Annotated in this window: 21 protein-coding genes; 12 read left to right on the forward strand and 9 right to left on the reverse strand. The window is 72.7% G+C overall.

The features are described from left to right. Window positions 1-87: 87 nt before the first annotated feature. The 5 genes from MUB56_RS25100 to MUB56_RS25120 all read left to right on the forward strand — a co-directional run bounded on the left by MUB56_RS25100 (window position 88) and on the right by MUB56_RS25120 (window position 3,805). A complete protein-coding gene (locus tag MUB56_RS25100) occupies window positions 88-750 on the forward strand; it encodes a biliverdin-producing heme oxygenase (protein ID WP_244929738.1) in 663 nt (220 codons plus the stop codon). 33 nt (window positions 751-783) lie between these two features. Then, window positions 784-1,584, forward strand: coding sequence for an NAD(P)-dependent oxidoreductase (locus MUB56_RS25105; RefSeq protein WP_244929739.1), 801 nt, complete (start codon window positions 784-786; stop codon window positions 1,582-1,584). Between the two features lie 53 nt (window positions 1,585-1,637). After that, on the forward strand, window positions 1,638-2,036 hold the full coding sequence (locus MUB56_RS25110) for a MerR family transcriptional regulator (RefSeq protein ID WP_244929740.1): 399 nt from the start codon (window positions 1,638-1,640) through the stop codon (window positions 2,034-2,036). Window positions 2,037-2,045: 9 nt separating this feature from the next. Next, window positions 2,046-3,038 carry an aldo/keto reductase gene (locus MUB56_RS25115; RefSeq protein ID WP_244929741.1) on the forward strand — a complete coding sequence of 331 codons (993 nt, stop codon included), beginning with the start codon at window positions 2,046-2,048 and terminating at the stop codon, window positions 3,036-3,038. Window positions 3,039-3,136: 98 nt separating this feature from the next. After that, a complete protein-coding gene (locus MUB56_RS25120) occupies window positions 3,137-3,805 on the forward strand; it encodes a lysoplasmalogenase (protein WP_244929742.1) in 669 nt (222 codons plus the stop codon). On the opposite strand, the gene MUB56_RS25125 is transcribed toward MUB56_RS25120, so the two are convergent. Next, the gene (locus tag MUB56_RS25125) at window positions 3,753-4,205 is read right to left on the reverse strand and encodes an SRPBCC family protein (protein ID WP_244929743.1); all 453 of its coding nucleotides are present in this window, start codon (window positions 4,203-4,205) and stop codon (window positions 3,753-3,755) included. The two genes, MUB56_RS25120 and MUB56_RS25125, sit on opposite strands and share 53 nt — an antisense overlap. 71 nt (window positions 4,206-4,276) lie before the next feature. Here MUB56_RS25125 and MUB56_RS25130 point away from each other — a divergent pair, with 71 nt between their 5' ends. After that, entirely contained in the window at window positions 4,277-5,917 is a 1,641-nt protein-coding gene (locus MUB56_RS25130; RefSeq protein ID WP_244929744.1) for a phospho-sugar mutase, read from the forward strand. A gap of 72 nt (window positions 5,918-5,989) precedes the next feature. On the opposite strand, the gene MUB56_RS25135 is transcribed toward MUB56_RS25130, so the two are convergent. Beyond that, a complete protein-coding gene (locus MUB56_RS25135) occupies window positions 5,990-6,592 on the reverse strand; it encodes a hypothetical protein (RefSeq protein WP_244929745.1) in 603 nt (200 codons plus the stop codon). 53 nt (window positions 6,593-6,645) lie between these two features. On the opposite strand from MUB56_RS25135, the gene deoC reads away from it, so the two are divergent. The 5 genes from deoC to MUB56_RS25160 all read left to right on the forward strand — a co-directional run bounded on the left by deoC (window position 6,646) and on the right by MUB56_RS25160 (window position 11,090). Further along, window positions 6,646-7,335: a deoxyribose-phosphate aldolase gene (gene deoC / locus MUB56_RS25140; protein ID WP_244929746.1), complete on the forward strand. Its 690-nt coding sequence runs from the start codon at window positions 6,646-6,648 to the stop codon at window positions 7,333-7,335. An 80-nt stretch (window positions 7,336-7,415) separates the two neighbouring features. Beyond that, a complete protein-coding gene (locus tag MUB56_RS25145; protein ID WP_244929747.1) occupies window positions 7,416-7,724 on the forward strand; it encodes a hypothetical protein in 309 nt (102 codons plus the stop codon). A 3-nt stretch (window positions 7,725-7,727) separates the two neighbouring features. Then, on the forward strand, window positions 7,728-9,824 hold the full coding sequence (locus tag MUB56_RS25150) for a WXG100 family type VII secretion target (protein ID WP_244929748.1): 2,097 nt from the start codon (window positions 7,728-7,730) through the stop codon (window positions 9,822-9,824). Next, the gene (locus MUB56_RS25155) at window positions 9,821-10,441 is read left to right on the forward strand and encodes a hypothetical protein (RefSeq protein WP_244929749.1); all 621 of its coding nucleotides are present in this window, start codon (window positions 9,821-9,823) and stop codon (window positions 10,439-10,441) included. The genes MUB56_RS25150 and MUB56_RS25155 overlap by 4 nt, the downstream gene beginning before the upstream one ends. Window positions 10,442-10,478: 37 nt before the next feature. Continuing rightward, window positions 10,479-11,090, forward strand: coding sequence for an ATP-binding protein (locus MUB56_RS25160; protein ID WP_244929750.1), 612 nt, complete (start codon window positions 10,479-10,481; stop codon window positions 11,088-11,090). Window positions 11,091-11,105: 15 nt separating this feature from the next. On the opposite strand, the gene MUB56_RS25165 is transcribed toward MUB56_RS25160, so the two are convergent. Then, window positions 11,106-11,573: a DUF3592 domain-containing protein gene (locus MUB56_RS25165; protein WP_244929751.1), complete on the reverse strand. Its 468-nt coding sequence runs from the start codon at window positions 11,571-11,573 to the stop codon at window positions 11,106-11,108. Next, window positions 11,570-12,679, reverse strand: coding sequence for an adenosine deaminase (locus MUB56_RS25170; RefSeq protein WP_244929752.1), 1,110 nt, complete (start codon window positions 12,677-12,679; stop codon window positions 11,570-11,572). Before MUB56_RS25170 ends, MUB56_RS25165 begins: the two co-directional genes overlap by 4 nt. A 66-nt stretch (window positions 12,680-12,745) precedes the next feature. On the opposite strand from MUB56_RS25170, the gene MUB56_RS25175 reads away from it, so the two are divergent. Beyond that, window positions 12,746-13,201 (forward strand): MaoC family dehydratase, encoded by a 456-nt coding sequence (locus tag MUB56_RS25175; protein ID WP_244929753.1) that lies wholly within the window; start codon window positions 12,746-12,748, stop codon window positions 13,199-13,201. Between the two features lie 94 nt (window positions 13,202-13,295). Here the strand turns inward: MUB56_RS25175 and MUB56_RS25180 are convergent, their stop codons facing one another. The 5 genes from MUB56_RS25180 to MUB56_RS25200 are packed head-to-tail and all read right to left on the reverse strand — an operon-like array spanning window position 13,296 to window position 17,490. Beyond that, a complete protein-coding gene (locus tag MUB56_RS25180) occupies window positions 13,296-16,052 on the reverse strand; it encodes a bacterial transcriptional activator domain-containing protein (RefSeq protein ID WP_244929754.1) in 2,757 nt (918 codons plus the stop codon). Continuing rightward, a complete protein-coding gene (locus MUB56_RS25185) occupies window positions 16,049-16,465 on the reverse strand; it encodes a pilus assembly protein TadG-related protein (protein ID WP_244929755.1) in 417 nt (138 codons plus the stop codon). The genes MUB56_RS25180 and MUB56_RS25185 overlap by 4 nt, the downstream gene beginning before the upstream one ends. Beyond that, the gene (locus tag MUB56_RS25190; protein ID WP_244929756.1) at window positions 16,462-16,890 is read right to left on the reverse strand and encodes a TadE family protein; all 429 of its coding nucleotides are present in this window, start codon (window positions 16,888-16,890) and stop codon (window positions 16,462-16,464) included. Before MUB56_RS25190 ends, MUB56_RS25185 begins: the two co-directional genes overlap by 4 nt. Next, window positions 16,890-17,279 carry a TadE/TadG family type IV pilus assembly protein gene (locus tag MUB56_RS25195; RefSeq protein ID WP_244929757.1) on the reverse strand — a complete coding sequence of 130 codons (390 nt, stop codon included), beginning with the start codon at window positions 17,277-17,279 and terminating at the stop codon, window positions 16,890-16,892. Before MUB56_RS25195 ends, MUB56_RS25190 begins: the two co-directional genes overlap by 1 nt. A 4-nt stretch (window positions 17,280-17,283) precedes the next feature. Then, window positions 17,284-17,490, reverse strand: a complete 207-nt coding sequence (locus tag MUB56_RS25200; protein WP_244929758.1) for a hypothetical protein — start codon at window positions 17,488-17,490, stop codon at window positions 17,284-17,286. Between the last annotated feature and the right edge of the window lie 37 nt (window positions 17,491-17,527).

The raw sequence follows: 17,527 nt of genomic DNA on the forward strand, positions 1-17,527 counted from the left end.
AAGTGAGCACCTGACGCGCACCGACCCCCGGAGCACGCCTACGATCCCGCTATTGCTCCTGACCACCCTGACTCCCAGGAGACCGCTATGACCGTGCTCGACCACACCCTCCTCGACACCCCCCTCTCCGCCGCGATGCGCGAGGGCTCGATGGCCGAGCACGAGGCCGCCGAGCACTCGTCGTTCATGAGCGAGCTGATGGGCGGCAAGCTCAACGAGCAGGCGTACGCCGACTACCTGCTGCGCTTCCGCGCCGTGTACGACGCGCTGGAGACCGCGCTCCGCTCGCGGCTCGACGACCCGCTCGTCGCGGCCCTGTACGACCCGGCCCTGGAGCGGCTGGCCACGATCGACGCCGACCTCGACCACTGGTCCCCCGGCGGTCCGCGCACGACGGACTCGCCCGCGGTCGCGGCGTACCGCGAGCGAGTCGAGGCGGCGACGGAGTGGGGCGGACTGCTGGTCGCCCACCACTACACCCGCTACCTCGGGGACCTGTCGGGCGGTCAGGCGATCGGCCGGATCCTCGAGCGCACCTACGAGCTCGACGGCGCCGGCGTCGCGTTCTACGACTTCGCCGAGATCCCCAAGCCGAAGCCCTACAAGGACGCCTACCGCGCCCGCCTCGACGGTCTCGGCCTCTCGGTCGAGGACAAGGCTCGGATCGTGGCCGAGGTGAAGGTAGCGTTCCACCTGAACCAGGCCGTCTTCGTCGAGCTGGGGCAGGACATCGATGGGTACCGCCGCTGACCCGACCTCGCCGGGCTCTCACGTGAGGGACTCGTGAGAGTCCTCGTGACCGGCGCGGCCGGGAGCATCGGCCGCGTCGTCACCGTCGCGCTCGCCGCCCGCGGGCACGAGGTGGTCTCGCTCGACCGGGTGCCGGAGCCCGACGGCAACGAGACCCGGTTCCACACCGTCGACTGCGCCGACGCCGACGCGGTGGCCGCGGTCTTCGCCGAGGAGCGGCTCGACGGTGTCGTCCACCTCGCCGGCCACCCCGACGAGGCGAGCCTGCCCGACTCCCTCACCTCGCACGTGCACACGACCGCGGCGCTGCTGGATGCGATGGTCGAGCACGACGTCAGTCGGCTGGTCTACGCCTCGTCCAACCACGCCGTCGGCCGCACCCCGCGGCGCGAGCTGCTCCCGATCGACACCCGGCCGCGACCCGACACCTTCTACGGCGTCGGCAAGGTCGCCGCCGAGGCCCTGATGAGCCTGTACGCCGATCGCTACGGGCTCGACACCGTGGCCTGCCGGATCGGCTCGTTCCTGCCTCGTCCGGAGACGATCCGCCACCTCTCGACCTGGCTCTCCCCCGACGACTGCGTCCGGATGGTGGAGGCCGCCCTGACCGCGACCGCCCCAGGCTTCGCCGCGCTCTACGGCATCTCCGCCAACACCCGCGCCTGGTGGGACCTCGAGCCGGGCCGGGCGCTCGGCTACGAGCCGCAGGACGACGCCGAGGCGTTCGCCGCCTCGATCAGCCCCTCGCCCGAGGACGACTGGGACGGGGCGCACGTCGGCGGGCCGTTCGCCACCTCGACGTACCACCGTCCCGCGCTGGACCGTCGCGACTGATGACCCGACCGCACCCTTGACCTGGAGCGCACTCCAAGGGCCACACTGAGCCGATGAGCCTCTCCATCGCCGAGGCGGCCGAGCGCACCGGCCTGACCCCCGACACCCTGCGCTACTACGAGCGCGACGGGCTGCTGATCCGTCCCGTCCGCCGCTCCGCCTCCGGCCACCGGCAGTACGACGACGACGCGCTGCGCTGGATCGAGATGGTCAACCGGCTGCGGGCGACCGGGATGCCGATCCGCGACGTACGCCGCTACGCCGAGCTGGTCCGCGCGGGGGACGGCAACGAGGAGGAGCGGCTGGCCCTGCTGCAGGCCCACCGGCAGCAGGTGCTGGCCCAGCTCGCCGAGGTGCAGCGTCACCTCGGCGCCATCGACATGAAGATCGGGATCTACACCGACGGCCTGACCCGGCGCGGGCTTGACCTGGAGCGCACTCCAACCGTTTGAGTGGGTGTCATGAGCATCGACCAGCGCACTCTCGGCACCACCTCCCCCCTGACCGTCTCCGCCCTCGGCCTCGGCTGCATGGGCATGTCCGCCTTCTACGGCACTCCCGACGAGGAGGGCGGTCTCGCCACCATCCGCCGCGCCCTCGACCTGGGTGCCACCTTCCTCGACACCGCCGACATGTACGGCCCGCACACCAACGAGCGCCTCGTCGGCCGGGCCATCGCGGGCCGGCGCGACGAGGTCCAGCTCGCGACCAAGTTCGGCAACGTCACCCTCCCCGACGGCACCCGTCACATCGACGGGCGGCCGGAGTACGTCCGCTCGGCGTGCGACGCGTCGTTGCAGCGGCTCGGCGTCGACCACCTCGACCTCTACTACCAGCACCGCGTCGACCCGCAGGTCCCGATCGAGGAGACCGTCGGTGCGATGGCCGAGCTCGTCGCCGCCGGCAAGGTCCGTCACCTGGGTCTGTCGGAGGCCTCTCCCGCGACGATCCGCCGCGCGCACGCGACGCATCCGATCACCGCCCTGCAGACCGAGTACTCGCTGTTCACCCGCGACCTCGAGGACGAGATCCTCCCGACGCTCCGCGAGCTCGGCATCGGCCTGGTTCCGTACTCCCCGCTCGGCCGCGGCATCCTCACCGGCACGATCACCTCCGAGTCGGTGCTGGAGGAGGGCGACTCGCGTCGCTCGGCGTACTTCCCCCGGCTCAACGGCGAGGGGCTGGCCGCCAACCTGCGGCTCGTCGACGCGGTCCGCGCGATCGCCGAGGAGAAGGGCTGCACCCCCGGCCAGCTCGCCCTCGCCTGGGTGCTGGCCCAGGGCGAGGACGTCGCGCCCATCCCCGGCACCAAGCGGGTCCGCTACCTCGAGGAGAACGCCGCCGCCGCCGACGTCGTACTCACCGACGACGAGCTGAGGCGGCTCACCGACGCCGTCCCGCGCGACGCCGTCGTCGGCGACCGCTACGGCGACATGAGCTCCATCGACGCGTAAGCGTCGATATCGCCGAGTCGGCGCGAATGTCGTGGAGGAGCGCAGCGGGGGAACGACATTCGCGCCGACTCGGCGCACGTGGCCACTACGGTGCACCCATGTCACGACCCCCACTAGTGGCATTGGGCGGTTACGTCGCACTCGCCGCAGTCCACGTCACCGCCCAGCTCGCGGAGGCCGAGAAGACGGCGAACGCGACCCAGGTGCTGCTGATGCCGCTCCTGGCGGTCGCCCTGGTGCTGCTGGCCGGGACCGGCCCGCGGCTGGTCCGGCTGACCCTGGTCGCCCTGGCCTTCTCGTGGCTCGGCGACTCGGTGCCCCGGCTCCTCGACGGCGACCCGGCGTTCCTGGCGATGGTGGGCTTCTTCCTGCTGGCGCAGGCGACGTACATCGTCGCGTTCCGCCCGTACGCCGGCCGCAGCGTGCTGACCGGTCCGCGACCGGTGCTGGCGGCGTACCTCATCCCGACGGCGGCGCTGATGGCGCTGACCCTGCCCGGGGCGGGCGTGCTGGCGCCGGCGGTCCTGGTCTACGGCGGCTGCCTGCTCGCGATGGCCCTGCTCGCCTCTGGCGTGCACCCGCTCGCCTGGGCGGGCGGGGCGGTCTTCGCCGTCTCGGACGCGCTGATCGCGCTGGGTGCCTTCGCGGACGGGTTCGAGGAGACCACGCTGGGCTCGGCCGCGGTGATGGCGACCTACACGCTCGCGCAGCTGCTCATCGTGCTGGGCGTGGTGGCCCGCACGCGAGCCGACGGCGCAGCCCGCTGACGCAGCCACGCATCATCCGGTCGTGGTTCCACTCGAGGACCGGCCGGGCGAGCGGCGACAGCACGCCGAGCAGCCCGGTCACGCTCACCTCCTGCTCCAGGCGCAGCATCGTCCCGTCGTACGACGGGGACAGCACGAAGCGCACCTCCCCGGACAGGTCGCCGCTCACCGCGACCTCCAGCACCGGCAGCTCGCGGGCGACGGCGTGCAGCACCAGGTCGAGCGTGTACGGCAGCGTCGAGCGGCAGCGCACCCAGGCGTCGTCGGCTCCGAGCTTGGCGACCGCGACGACCTGCGGCCACCACTCGGGGTAGCGCTCCAGGTCGACCACGACGTCGCGCACCGCCTCCGGGCTCGCGTCCAGGTGCCAGGCGGCGGCGAAGGAGTACGACGCGCTCACCACGCCTCGGTCCCCGGCAGGGCGGTGTCTCGAGGCGGCGACAGCGCGATCACCCTCGTATCGTGCCCTCCATGACCCACGACGAGCTGCTCGCGTCCGCCCGCGCCTGGATCGCCGAGGACCCTGACGAGGCGACGCGCGCCGAGCTGGAGCGGGTCGTCGCCTCCGTCGAGTCCGGCGGCGACGCCACCGATCTCGCCGACCGGTTCGACGGCACCCTGGAGTTCGGCACCGCCGGGCTCCGCGGCGCGCTCGGCGCCGGCCCGAACCGGATGAACCGGGTCGTCGTGATCCGCGCGGCGGCCGGCCTGGCGGCGTACCTCCGCGACACCGGCGCGCGCGGCCCGGTCGTGATCGGGTACGACGCCCGCCACAACTCCGACGTCTTCGCACGCGACACCGCCGAGGTGATGACCGGCGCCGGGATCGGTGCGCTGCTGCTGCCGCGGCCGCTGCCCACGCCGCTGGTCGCGTTCGCGATCCGCGAGCTCGGCTGCGCGGCCGGCGTGATGGTCACCGCGAGCCACAACCCGCCGCAGGACAACGGCTACAAGGTCTACCTCGGCGACGGCAGCCAGATCGTCCCGCCCGCCGACGCGGAGATCGCGGAGCGGATCGCGGCCGTCGGGTCGGTGGCCGACGTACCCCGCGGCGCCCCCGGGAAGGTCCTCGAGGAGGAGATCGTCGACACCTACTACGACACGGTGGCGGGGCTCGCCGGCGACGGGCCGCGCGACCTCGACATCGTCTACACCCCGCTGCACGGTGTCGGTGGCACCTCGGTCGTCCAGGTCCTGGAGACGGCCGGCTTCTCGACGCCGCGGGTGGTGGCCGAGCAGGAGCACCCCGACCCGGAGTTCCCGACGGTCGCGTTCCCGAACCCCGAGGAGCCGGGCGCGATGGACCTGGCCATGGCCCTGGCGGAGAAGTACGGCGCCGACCTGGTGGTGGCCAACGACCCCGACGCCGACCGCTGCGCCGCCGCCGTCCCCGGGCCGCACGGCTGGCGGATGCTCCGCGGCGACGAGGTCGGCGCGCTGCTCGCCCACGCGCTGCTGACCGCCGGCAAGGAGGGCACCTTCGCGACCACGATCGTCTCCTCCAGCCTGCTCGGCACCATGGCCCGCGCGGCCGGTCGCCCGTACGTCGAGACGCTCACCGGCTTCAAGTGGATCGGCCGGGTGGAGGGGCTGGCCTACGGCTACGAGGAGGCGCTGGGCTACTGCGTCGACCCTGAGCACGTGAAGGACAAGGACGGCGTCTCCGCCCTGCTGCTGCTGTGCGAGCTGGCGGCGGCCACCAAGGCCGAGGGCCGCGGTCTCGTCGACGTGCTCGACGACCTGGCCCGCGAGCACGGGCTGCACGCCACCGACCAGCTGTCGGTGCGGGTGCGCGACCTCGCCGAGATCGGCGCCGCCATGGAGCGGCTGCGCGGTGCTCGGCCCGCCACTCTCGGCGGCCTCGCCGTCGAGCGCGTCGACGACCTGTCCCTCGGCAGCGCCGACCTCCCCCCGACCGAGGGGCTGCGCTACGTGCTCGCCGAGGGGGCGCGGGTCGTCGTCCGCCCGAGTGGCACGGAGCCGAAGCTGAAGTGCTACCTGGAGGTGGTCGTGCCGGTGCACCCCGAGGACGAGGTCGACGCCGCCCGGATCGCCGCCGCCGGCCGCCTGGACGCCATCCGCGCGGACGTGCAGGCCGCCGCGGGCATCTGAGTCCCCCGCGACGCCATCCACCTGTGGTCGCCCGGGTCGCCACGTCGTACGACGTCCGGCACCCGCGAGGCCTCAGACGACCAGCGACACCACGAACGCGGCGACCGTGACGACGAGCAGGCCGATCTCCAGCCAGGCAGGCACCCGCCGGACCTCGCCGGCCAGCGCGTCCTGCGCGGCCGAGTAGCGCCCGACCGACTCCAGCTCTCGCGCCTCGGCGGCGAGGTGGCGGATCCGCTGCTCGACGAAGTCGGCGTAGGCCTGGTCCGCGAGGTCGGTGCCGGTCTTGGCGGCCGCGGTGTCCGCGCTGGCGCCGCGGCGGTTGCTCTTCAACGTCTGCCGGAAGGAGCGTCCGACGGCCGGGGAGACGTACCGCTTCTCACCCACCCGGACGGCGAACACCTGCCGCACGGCGAGCTCCTCGACCGCCGCGAGCGGGAGATGGATCGTCTCCAGCATGTTGCGCAGCACCAGCCAGCGGCCCGACACGATCAACCGCGGCTTCAGCAGGGCGGCCCAGTCGAGCACCGCGAACGCCAGCGCACCGCTGACGACTGACCACGACGGGCCCTCGACCAGACCGCCGACGACGGCCACCGCGGCGAGCACGAGGCCGGTCCACCCGAGCAGCTGGCCGCTCGTCGGCCGAAATCTCTCGACCGTCCCTGACGGCACGGGCCCTCCCTCAGAGTGCGGCTGACAGACCCGGTGAGCCTATCCTGGCGAGCGTGACCACCCCTTCCCCGACGCCCGCCGAGGTCGCCCGCGCGATCGACCACACCCTGCTCAAGCCGGAGGCCACCCGCGCCGACGTCGAGGCGCTGGTCGTCGAGGCCGCCGAGCTCGGGACGTACTCCGTCTGTGTCTCCCCCTCGATGCTCCCGGTGGCGGTGCCCGCCGGCAGCGACCTGTTGGTCGCGGCGGTCTGCGGCTTCCCCAGCGGCAAGCACACCTCTGCCGTCAAGGCCGCCGAGGCCGCCGGCGCCGTCCGCGAAGGGGCCGACGAGATCGACATGGTCATCGACGTCGGTGCCGCCCGCGAGGGTCGGTACGACGACGTCCGCGCCGACGTCGCGGCCGTCCGCGCCGCCGTCCCCGCGCCGACGGTGCTGAAGGTGATCATCGAGTCCGCCGCCCTCGACGACGAGCAGATCGTCGGCGTGTGCCGGGCCGCGGCCGCGGCCGGCGCCGACTTCGTCAAGACCTCGACCGGCTTCCACCCGGCCGGCGGCGCCTCCGAGCACGCCGTGCGGCTGATGGCCGAGACCGTCGGTCCGGCCGTGCAGGTGAAGGCGTCCGGCGGGGTCCGCACCCTGGAGCAGGCCCGCGCCATGATGGCCGCCGGTGCCAGCCGGCTCGGTGTCTCGGGCAGCCGCCAGCTGCTGGCCGGCGACGGGGCCGCGCCTTCCGGCTACTGAGTCGGGCGCCGGTCGTTTCGCGCCGGACTCCGGGGGGTAGACCCTCGTCGTCCCGCCGGTCGATTCCCCCGAGGAGCAGCATGGTCGACATCGCGATGGAGGCCGATGTCGCGGCGCCGATCATCGAGCGCTTCGCGACCTTGCAGGGCATCCTCGAAGAGATGCGCCACAAGCCGATCAGCGTGGCGACCTCCGTCGACAACGCGTGCGGCGAGTTCAAGGCGGCGGTCGCCGACGCGACCGACGCCTTCCACATGTCGTGGCGCCAGGCGTTCGACACCTGCGGGGTGACCGCGGGGCTCATCGGCGCCAACACCAACGTCTTCGAGGTCGAGCTGCAGCGGGTCGACGCCGAGCTCGCCGTGATCCCGGACATCTCGGGAGGCTGACTCGTGAGCGAGAAGCACTTCACCCTCGACATCGATCCCGAAGGCCTGCGCAGCGCCGCCACGAAGCTCGGCAACCTGGCCGAGACCCTGGGAGGTCAGGCCACCAAGGTGACCGGCACCCCCGGCGAGATCGCCAACCGCTGGACCGGCACCGCGGCCACCGACATCCAGCACGAGATGACGGCGCTGGGCGCCCACCTGACCAGCTTCCAGACCGCCATGGCCGAGCTGCCCGAGGCGCTCCGATCGCTCGCCACGGACTACGACGACGCCCTGGAGCGGCTGCCCGAGCTCAACCAGAAGTGGGAGCAGGCCGAGCAGGACTACCAGGACGCCGTGACCGCGGCCGGCACCGCGCTGACCCAGGGCCGCGAGGACGCCACGGGCGACGACGGCAAGGTCCCCGAGGCGGACGCGTCCGACCTCCGCCGGGCCCGCGACAACGCCGTCTCCGGCGCCGCGGACACCCGGCAGACCACCCAGCACAACCTGGAGGTCGACTTCGGCTACCTCAAGCAGTGGCTCGGTCAGCAGACCCGGGCCCTCGGCACCGCACTGCGTGACTCCGGTCCGCTCGACGTCAGCGACTCCCAGATCGAGGCGTGGCGCAGCGGGGAAGGCCCCCAGCTCGACCGCTCCCCCCTGTTCAGCTCGCTGATCCTGAGCCGGCAGCGCGACATCGAGCTGGTCACTCCCGACGTCGAGGAGGCCGTGGACGCTCTCAACGACGCCCTCGACGAGGGGGACCAGGACGCGGTCAACGACGCCCTGGACGCCATCGCCGAGCATGCCGACGACCCGGTCTGGTCCGAGGCCCTCGCCCGCGCGCTTGGCCCCGGCGGCATGCAGGACCTCTACCTCAAGATCGACGACGGCCTGAAGAACAGCGACCTCTACATCGAGGAGATCTGGCCGCACCTCTCCGGCTTCAACGAGACGGTGGCCAACGGCGTCAGCCAGCTGCCCGACGACGACTTCGCCGACTACCTCAACGAGTGGATGAAGGAGGACTACGGCCCCAAGATGTGGGCCCTGCTCGCCTCCGCCGATGCCGCCGACGGGCGCATCAACGCCGCCGCCATGGCCCACCAGTCCGAGATCTACAACTCCTCGCTCAGCGACGGCGGCCTCGGCATGCCGGGGCTGTTCCCGCAGGTGTTCAACTACGCCTACCCGGACACCGACCAGATGGAGCAGTGGGCCGACCGCTCCTCCGGTGACGACCTGGCCCGGATCCTGGAGAACTGCTCGCCGGAGGAGATCCAGGAGATCATGTTCCGGATGCACAACGTGCAGACGCCGGGCGGCACCATGAACGAGGACGACTATCAGCTCATCGCCGACCTGTGGGGCGAGACGATCCAGGCGATGCAGGACCGCTTCCACGCCGCGCAGGCCGACGGGAAGAGCTACGACCTGGCTCCCCTCATCGAGGCGCTGAAGGCCCGCAACGCCAACGCCGGCCAACCGCCCTACGACGACATGCTGGACGGCCTCACCGAGCAGATCGTCAACGATCCTGCCCTGATGGTCCAGCTCCTCGCCGACGCCGAGGACAGCCGGATCAAGCCCAGCGACCTCAAGGACGTCATCGGGGACTCCGGCGTCAAGGTCAAGGACATCATCGAGAGCATCATCAACCACCAGCTCAGCCAGGGCGACGACCCCGAGGCGGTGGCCGCGAACATCGGCCTGCTGCTGCGCGCCGACGACATCCTCGGCGAGGACTTCAAGTGGGACGGGGTCGTGAAGTCGGTCGTCAAGGACGCCCTCGGGGCGCTCGGCAAGGCGGCCGGGCCGGTGCTCGGCGTCCTGGACGCGGTGCTCTCGGAGATCGAGCGAATCGAGGAGCTGGACCAGGCCTGGGACTCGGCAGCGGAGAAGAACGCCGCCCAGGAGCTGCTGGCCTTCTCGCTCTACGTCCAGGCCTACGGCGTCCCGGAGGGCTTCGACGAGTTCGTGGTCGCCAACAACGGCAGCGTCCCCGACCACCAGCTGGTCAACCGGTTCCTCGACGAGATGCGCAGGCACCCCGGGGCGGACTGGGAGAAGATGCGCCTGCTCATCACCACGATCGACGAGACCCGGGACGAGCAGTGACCGCAGGTCGTCGACTGCTGGTGCCGGCCGTGCTCGCCGTGCTCCTCCTCGCCGGGTGCGGCGGCTCCGGGATCGGGGCCGTGACCGAGAACGACGGCTTCTCGACGTGCGTCGAGGACGCCGGGGCGAGCACCGAGGGCGGCAGCGACTGGGACATCGACGAGCAGCTGCGGTTCTGGGTCGAGCCCGGTGTACTGGCCTGCGCGGCGGACCAGCTCGGCGACGACGAGCTCGAGGAGGCGCTGGCCGACGCGTTCGTCGACCCCGACGACGTCGACGACACCGTCGCCGTCGCCCAGGCACAGCAGGCGGCCGTGCGGCAGCTGGCCGCCGACGTCGCGGCCGCTGACGGGGAGGACGAGGCCGTGAGCGCCGCGGGCCGGGTCCTCAGCGCCGCCCCGAGCGGGGACGACCGCACCCTGGGACGGGTCGCCGCCCTCGGCATCGTCGAGGGCACCGACGGGCTGCCCGGCTACCAGGAGTTCCTGACCACGAACGACCTGGAGGACGGCTCCGACGCCCTGACCCGGTACGACGACCAGGTCGAGGCCGAGGGACCCGACGAGCTCCGCGACCGCCTGCGTGAGCTGTCCACCAGGGTGGGCGACGCGACCTGAGGCCGGCGGCCCGCCGACCCTGCGGCAGAATGTTCCGGTGCGCGCGCGGGTGATCGTCCTCGCCGGACCCTCCGGGGCCGGCAAGTCCCGCCTCGCCGAACGCATCGGGCTGCCGGTGCTGCGCCTCGACGACTTCTACAAGAGCGCCGGCGACCCCACGCTGCCCGTCATCAGCGAGGGCGCGAACACCGGGATCGTCGACTGGGACGATCCGGCCTCCTGGCTCCTCGACGACGCCATGGCCACGCTCGACGAGCTGTGTCGCTCCGGCCGCGCGGACGTGCCGATCTACGACATCGCCCACGACGGCCGCTGCGGGTCGCGGGTGCTCGACCTCGCGGGCAGCCCGCTGTTCGTGGCGGAGGGGATCTTCGCCCAGGAGGTCGTGCCGCACGCGCGCGAGGCCGACCTGCTGGCCGCGGCGTACTGCGTGCGCCAGCATCCCGTGCTGACCTTCTGGCGACGGCTCACCCGCGACCTGCGCGAGCACCGCAAGCCTCCGCTGGTGCTCGTACGCCGCGGCCTCGCCCTGCTGCGCGACCAGCGCCGGGTCGTCGGGCACGCCGTCGCCCTGGGCTGTGTGCCGGTCACCGGCGACGAGGCGTACGCCGCCAGCCGCGAGCTGGCCCGCTCCGCCCTCCCGCGCTAGCGGCCCCGGCCGGGGTCACTCCCAGACGAACAGCGCCAGCAGCAACCACGCGACCGGCAGCGCCAGCGCGACGACGACCAGTCCCCGGGCGATGACGAAGGAGCTCCGCCCGGCAGAGACCAGGGGGTCGACGCCGGCGATCTCCACGTCGGTGGGGTGCTCCGGGTCGTAGCGGACCTCGACGACGTCCCCCGCGTGCGGGAGTGGGGGCTCGACGCCGGTGAGGCACTCCGCCTCCACCACCTCGCCGCCCTCGGAGGTGAAGCGGACCCGCGGGTAGTAGAGCGTCGTGGGATCGCCGGCGATGCTCACGTCCTTGGCGGACAGCTCCAGCACCACCGCCGTCGCCGCGACGGCCCGCTCGCCGAGCTGCACCGCCGTACGCCGCTGCCGCAGCCCGCGGGCCGCCATCGCCGCCGCGCCGGCGAGCAGCAGCAGGACGCCCACGAGCAGGACGATGCTCGGCCCCGGGTGGACGGTCACGAGCGCAGCCCGGGCTCCCCGGCCAGCTCGGCGTACGCCGGCTTGATCACCCGCGAGATCAGGTCGAACCGCTCGTCGAACGGCAGGAACGCCGACTTCATCGCGTTGACCGTGAACCACTCCAGGTCGCGGACGCCGTACCCGAAGGCCTGGGCGAGGTCCCACAGCTCGGCGGTCATCGAGGTCCGGCTCATCAGCCGGTTGTCGGTGTTGACCGTGACCCGGAAGCGGAGCTTCTTCAGCAGCCCGATCGGGTGCTCGGCGATCGAGGCCGCCGCGCCGGTCTGCACGTTGGAGGCCGGGCACATCTCCAGCGGGATCCGCTTGTCGCGGACGTACGCCGCCAGCCGACCCAAGGTGACCTCGCCGTCGTCGCCGACGGTGATGTCGTCGATGATCCGGACGCCGTGGCCGAGCCGGTCGGCGCCGCACCACTGGATGGCCTGCCAGATCGACGGCAGCCCGAAGCCCTCGCCGGCGTGGATGGTGAAGTGGGAGTTCTCGCGCTGGAGGTACTCGAACGCGTCCAGGTGTCGGGTGGGCGGGTAGCCCGCCTCGGCGCCGGCGATGTCGAAGCCCGCGACCCCGCGGTCGCGCCACGCGACGGCCAGCTCGGCGATCTCCATGGAGCGCGCCTGGTGGCGCATCGCCGTGAGCAGCTGGCGTACGACGATCCGTCCGCCCGCCGCCTCGACGCCGGCGTCGAAGCCCTCCTGGACGGCGGCGACGACCTCGTCGAGGGTCAGTCCGCCCTCGACGTGCTGCTCGGGTGCGTAGCGGACCTCGGCGTACACGACTCCGTCGACCGCGAGGTCCTCGACGCACTCGCGCGCGACCCGGCTGATCGCGGGCCCGCTCTGCATCACGGCGACGGTGTGGTCGAAGGTCTCCAGGTAGCGCTCCAACGAGCCGGAGTCCGCGGACTCGGCGAACCAGGCGCCGAGTGCGTCGGCGTCGTACGCCGGCAGCTCGTGCCCGCACTCGGCCGCGAGCTCGATGATCGTCTGCGGGCGCAGCCCTCCGTCGAGGTGGTCGTGCAGCAGCACCTTCGGGGCGCGCAGGACCACGTCACGAGTCAGACCGGTAGGTTCGGCGACGGCGCTCATGGCGTCATCCCATCACAGATCTCTCCCCGGATCTCTCGGACGGATCTCGGACGACAGGAGCCTGTCTTGCGCGTGTTCACCAGCTTCGACGACGTCGCCGCCGCTGCCGGCGAGGACCTCGGCAGCACCGACTGGGTCACCATCGACCAGGCCCGGGTCGACACCTTCGCCGAGGCGACCGGCGATGACCAGTGGATCCACGTCGACGTCGAGCGCGCGAAGGACGGGCCCTTCGGCGCCACCATCGCGCACGGCTACCTCACCCTCTCGCTGGTCCCGTGGCTCGGCAGCCAGATCTTCAGCCTCGACACCCCGGGGGCGAAGCTCAACTACGGGGTCAACAAGGTGCGCTTCCCGAACCCGCTGCTCGTGGGCAAGCGGGTCCGCGGCCACGCTGCGTTCGGCGACGTCACCTACCTGCCGGCCGGCAAGCAGCTGATCATCCGCTACACCGTCGAGATCGAGGGCGAGACCAAGCCCGCCTGCGTCGCGGAGACCGTCGTACTCCTGCTCGCCGACTGACCCCGACGATCAGACTCGCCGAGTCAGCAGAAGTAGCGGGCCGAGTCAGCACCAGTAGTGCTGACTCGGCGAGTCGACCCGCAGGCCGGGTGGGTCAGGCCGAGACCTCGCCCTCGGGGCGGTGCGGCAGCAGCTCGATGACCAGCGCCTCCGTCTCCGCCTCGAGCGGGGCCTTGGCCGTCTGCAGCGCCCGCACCATCTCGTCGACCACGGCGGACGTGCCGGGGCCGTCGGGGTTGCGGTCCTCCGCGATCAGCAGATCGCGCCACAGCACCTGCGACGTCGGCGCGAGCCGGAGCCCGGCCTGGCAGGCGGCCGTCGCCCCCGCGGGGTCGTCGTCGAAGGAGAGCTCGGCGAGCCGGTGGGCGGCGTCGACCACCACGTCGACGGCCTGGCGCTCCAGACGGGTCCGCGGCAGCCAGCTGTAGCGCGACACCGGGCGGCGGGCGATCAGCTCGCCCCGCACCAGCTGGAGAGCCCGGCGCAGCAGCTCGCGCTCGGTGCCGACGTCGCTCTCGCGCGCCCGTCGGGCCAGCACGCAGAACGCGTGCCAGTCGACGGCGACATCGGGGGCCAGGTGCAGCCGGCCCTCGGGGGTCTCGCGCAGCAGCGCGTTGCCGTCGCGATCGTCGCCGAGCCAGTCGCGGACCCGGGCGATGGTCGCGTCGCGGACCTCGGCGGTGACGCCTCGCGGCCACACCGAGGCCCCGACGACGCTCGGGTGCACCGGAGCGCTCTGCAGGGCCAGGAAGACGACGACCTCGGTCGCGAGGTCGAGGCGGGCCGGGTCGAGCTGGCCCGCGCTGCGCAGCTCGAGCGGGCCGAGCACGCCCACCCGGATCGGCGCGGAGCGCCAGTGGCTGTCGTCGTGGTCGTGCGGCGGGACCGGCACGGAGATCCGGTCGCGCACGTCGAGGGGCGTGTCCGTGCGCACCTTCGTGAACAGGGCGGCCAGGTCGTCGGCCGCGTCGGCGGTCAGCCGGACCGCGTCGACCTCGAGGTCGAGCAGCGGGATCGAGAGCCGACCGGAGTCGTCGATGCCGAGCCGCCACCGGGCACCGGGCACCGGGACCGCGGACAGCACGCCCAGGCCCCGGGTGTCGGCCGGGCCGAGCGCGTCGAGCTGGGCGCCGGCCGCGATGCCGGGCAGCCCACCGAGCACGAGGTACTCGGGCGCCGCGCCCGGGTGGCGTCCGAGCCGCCCCCCGAGGACCTCCTGGGCCCGCCGCGCGGGCGAGCTGCGCTGCCAGGCGTTGAGGTGGCCGGTCAGGTCGTCGACCATCAGCAGCGGCGAGCCCGCGACGTCGGCGAGCACCGGCGCGAGGTCGTAGGCCCAGATCCGCTGGTCGTCGGCCCACGGTGCGGTCGCCAGCTGCACGGCCAGTGCCGACACGACCTCGCGGGCCACCGTCGGCGAGCCGGTCACCGTCACCGCGCCGGCCACGGACTCCAGGTCGAGCAGGACGTCGGTCCCGTGGTCGTCCCGGCCGAGGCACACCAGGCCGGGGTACGGCGCGTGGCCGCTCTCGGCGGGCTCCTCCGCGTCGCGGTCCAGGCGCCAGCGACTGCCACCGTCCAGGACCGACCAGGGCGCCGGCGCGACCGCGACGGGCGGGGCGACCCGCAGCTCGACGGCGTCGTCGGAGACGGTCGCGGCGTACACCTGTGGCAGCGGCACCCGCTCGGCGCGACACGTGGCACTCAGGCCCCGCAGCGCGCGGTCTAGCCAGCGGACCCGCTCCTCGTCGGAGCCGATCCGGAGCGTCACCTCGGCCTCGAGGTCGTCGTCGCCGAGCGCGAGGCCACGACGGCGACGGCGCTCCGCGATCGCCGCACCGGCGAGCATCGCCGAGAGCAGCCCGCCGAGCAGCAGCGGCGCGGCCTCCTGGACGGCGCTCTCGTCGGCGCCGGTCTCCTCGACCTGGTCCCGGTCGACGACCGTGCTCGCGCCACCGGAGCCACCCTGGTCCTGCTCGGGCGCGTGCTGCTCGAGCGCCTGCACCCGCTGCACGCCGTGCGCGTCGCCCGGCATGATCAGCACCCAACCGGGCTGGATCAGCCGGCCGAGCTCGAGCTGCAGGCCGTCGGGCTGGGCCCGGCCCTTGTTCAGGTCGAAGATCTCCTTCCAGCGCCGGCCGTCGTCGAGATGACGCTCGGCGATGTCCCAGAGGTTGTCGTGGTAATGACCCGACGGGGGTTGGACGATCGCGACCTTCTTGCCGATGACGTCGGTCATGTCGCGCGGCACGCCGGGCACGTGCTTCATCCGCGGCGCGTCGTCCACCTCGGCCTCGGCCTCGGCGACCTGGTCCTGCGCGACGGCGCCGTCCTGGGCCTGGTCGGTGTCCTGGGTCTGCTGCACGGCGACCGTGCTCGCGCGCTCGACCGCTCGCGCGTCGTCGGCCGCGCTCGCGGCACCGGAGCTGCCGAGGACGGAGGCACCGATCAGGATGGTGCCGACCAGGGCGCGGGCCAGCGCCTGGGAGTGCCCCGAGAGCGGCACCGGCCGCGGCAGTCCGCCGCCCCGGAGCAGGCTGACCACCTCGACCGCGGTGCAGAGCGCGAACTGCAGCCAGGCCAGCCAGACGACGACCCGGAGCACCGCGAACACGGCGTCGATGCTGAGCGGCTCGGTCAGCGTCTCCTTCGTGGGGAGACCGTCGGGCAGTGGCGGGGCGCCGGTGAGCAGCACGAGCAGGGCAGGCAGGCCGACGAGCAGCGCCAGCAGCACGACGATGGACCCGAGCACCTTGCCCCAGGAGGGCCGCTCGTCCTCTGCGGCGGGAGCGGCGAACCGCTCGGGCCCGCGAACTCCCTCGGGACCGGTGGGGGCGGGGCTGGTCGTGGTCATTGGGTTTCCGCCTCCGCGGTGGCTGTGGCGTGGATGTCGAAGGGAGGGACGGCGATCAGGCTCAGCAGCGTCGGCTCGACCATGTCGTCCGAGGTGACGACGATGCTGGTCAGACCGGCATCGGCGTACGGATTCGGGTGACCGCGCTCGCGCAGGTACTCCAGGGCCCGCTGCTCGGCTGCGAGCTCGTTCAGCCGGACCACGCCGTTCTCGCGCAGCTGGGTCTCGTCGATCATCTGGGCGCCCGCGCGAGCGGCCTGCTCGACCTCGTCGGCCAGCTTCATCCGGGCGTTCAGGGCGCCACCGCCGTCGACGACCAGGCCGGCGCAGGCGAGCAGGACGACGGTCATGCCGACGACGAAGGTGGTGGCGGCGGCCCCGCGCTCGTCGCGGCGGCGTCGGACCGCTCTCATTCGTACCTCCGGTAGGGGTCGAGCGGCACCGAGCTCTCGGCGTCGACGTCGACGCGGATCGGCACCCCGATCAGGCCGAGGCCCGACATCGAGACCGAGCACTCCAGGCGCACGACGACGTCGCCGCCCGCCTCCCAGGTGCCGCCGACGTCGACCGTCGAGCAGGAGGTCAGGTCGTCGAGCGAGGCTGCGACCGTGGACCGGGCGGCACTGTCCGCCGCCGAGCTGGAGGTCTGCAGCGAGGCGGTCCGCGCCGCGTCGCGGGCCGCGGCCTCGACGTCGCCCTGGACCGAGACGTAGCGACCGAAGGCCACGATCAGCATCACGAAGCCCATCAGCACCGGGGTCAGCAGCACCATCTCGACGGCCATCGAGCCGCGCTCGCCGCGCACCCGACCCTTCAGTCGGGCCAGCAGTCGGCGCATCAGTCGTTCCCGACGAACTGCTCGATCGGACCCTCGACGGTCTGGGAGACCTGCGGGACGCCGATCGGCGAGATCTTCTGGGCCTCGCCCGTCACCGTCACCCGCACCCGGTCGCTCCCGAGCGGCGTGATGGTGATCCGGTGGCCGTTGAGGATGCCGGTGCTCATGTTGTCGGCGTAGCGTTCGCCGGCGAGACGGGCCTTCCCCTCGTCGGCCGTCGCACGCGCCACCCGGGCCGTCTCCCGGGCGATCGCACTGGCGGCCTGGTTGCCGAGGTAGACCATGGCGAACTGGACCGCGATCAGCACGACGGTGAACAGGATCGGCAGGAAGAAGACCATCTCCACCGCCGAGGCACCGCGCTCGTCACGCCGTCGGGTCCGCCGCATGATCTCAGTTGCCGCCGCCGCCGCCGTTGAGGTTGATGCCGTCGGCGCCACCCTTGATCTTGCTCATCAAGACGGCCCCGACCGCGATGCAGATGCCGATCACCAGACCGGTGATGACGACCCACTCGACGGCCGACGCGCCCCGCTCGCTGCGGGCCTTGGCCAGGTGGCCGGCCAGCAGGATGCGGAGGTACTGGTGGAACTCGGTCATGGCGATGTCTCCTTGAGATTGAACGACTGGTGGTCAG

Source organism: Nocardioides sp. W7, from assembly GCF_022919075.1.
Taxonomy (GTDB): domain Bacteria; phylum Actinomycetota; class Actinomycetes; order Propionibacteriales; family Nocardioidaceae; genus Nocardioides.

Bases quoted from the DNA above. Each gene is read 5' to 3' on its own strand.
- MUB56_RS25130 (WP_244929744.1), top strand. From the start codon at position 4,277: ATGACCCACGACGAGCTGCTCGCGTCCGCCCGCGCCTGGATCGCCGAG.
- MUB56_RS25195 (WP_244929757.1), bottom strand. From the start codon at position 17,279: ATGCGGCGGACCCGACGGCGTGACGAGCGCGGTGCCTCGGCGGTGGAG.
- MUB56_RS25170 (WP_244929752.1), bottom strand. From the start codon at position 12,679: ATGAGCGCCGTCGCCGAACCTACCGGTCTGACTCGTGACGTGGTCCTG.
- MUB56_RS25115 (WP_244929741.1), top strand. From the start codon at position 2,046: ATGAGCATCGACCAGCGCACTCTCGGCACCACCTCCCCCCTGACCGTC.
- MUB56_RS25100 (WP_244929738.1), top strand. From the start codon at position 88: ATGACCGTGCTCGACCACACCCTCCTCGACACCCCCCTCTCCGCCGCG.
- MUB56_RS25185 (WP_244929755.1), bottom strand. From the start codon at position 16,465: ATGAGAGCGGTCCGACGCCGCCGCGACGAGCGCGGGGCCGCCGCCACC.
- MUB56_RS25180 (WP_244929754.1), bottom strand. From the start codon at position 16,052: ATGACCACGACCAGCCCCGCCCCCACCGGTCCCGAGGGAGTTCGCGGG.
- MUB56_RS25120 (WP_244929742.1), top strand. From the start codon at position 3,137: ATGTCACGACCCCCACTAGTGGCATTGGGCGGTTACGTCGCACTCGCC.
- MUB56_RS25110 (WP_244929740.1), top strand. From the start codon at position 1,638: ATGAGCCTCTCCATCGCCGAGGCGGCCGAGCGCACCGGCCTGACCCCC.
- MUB56_RS25190 (WP_244929756.1), bottom strand. From the start codon at position 16,890: ATGCGCCGACTGCTGGCCCGACTGAAGGGTCGGGTGCGCGGCGAGCGC.
- MUB56_RS25145 (WP_244929747.1), top strand. From the start codon at position 7,416: ATGGTCGACATCGCGATGGAGGCCGATGTCGCGGCGCCGATCATCGAG.
- MUB56_RS25200 (WP_244929758.1), bottom strand. From the start codon at position 17,490: ATGACCGAGTTCCACCAGTACCTCCGCATCCTGCTGGCCGGCCACCTG.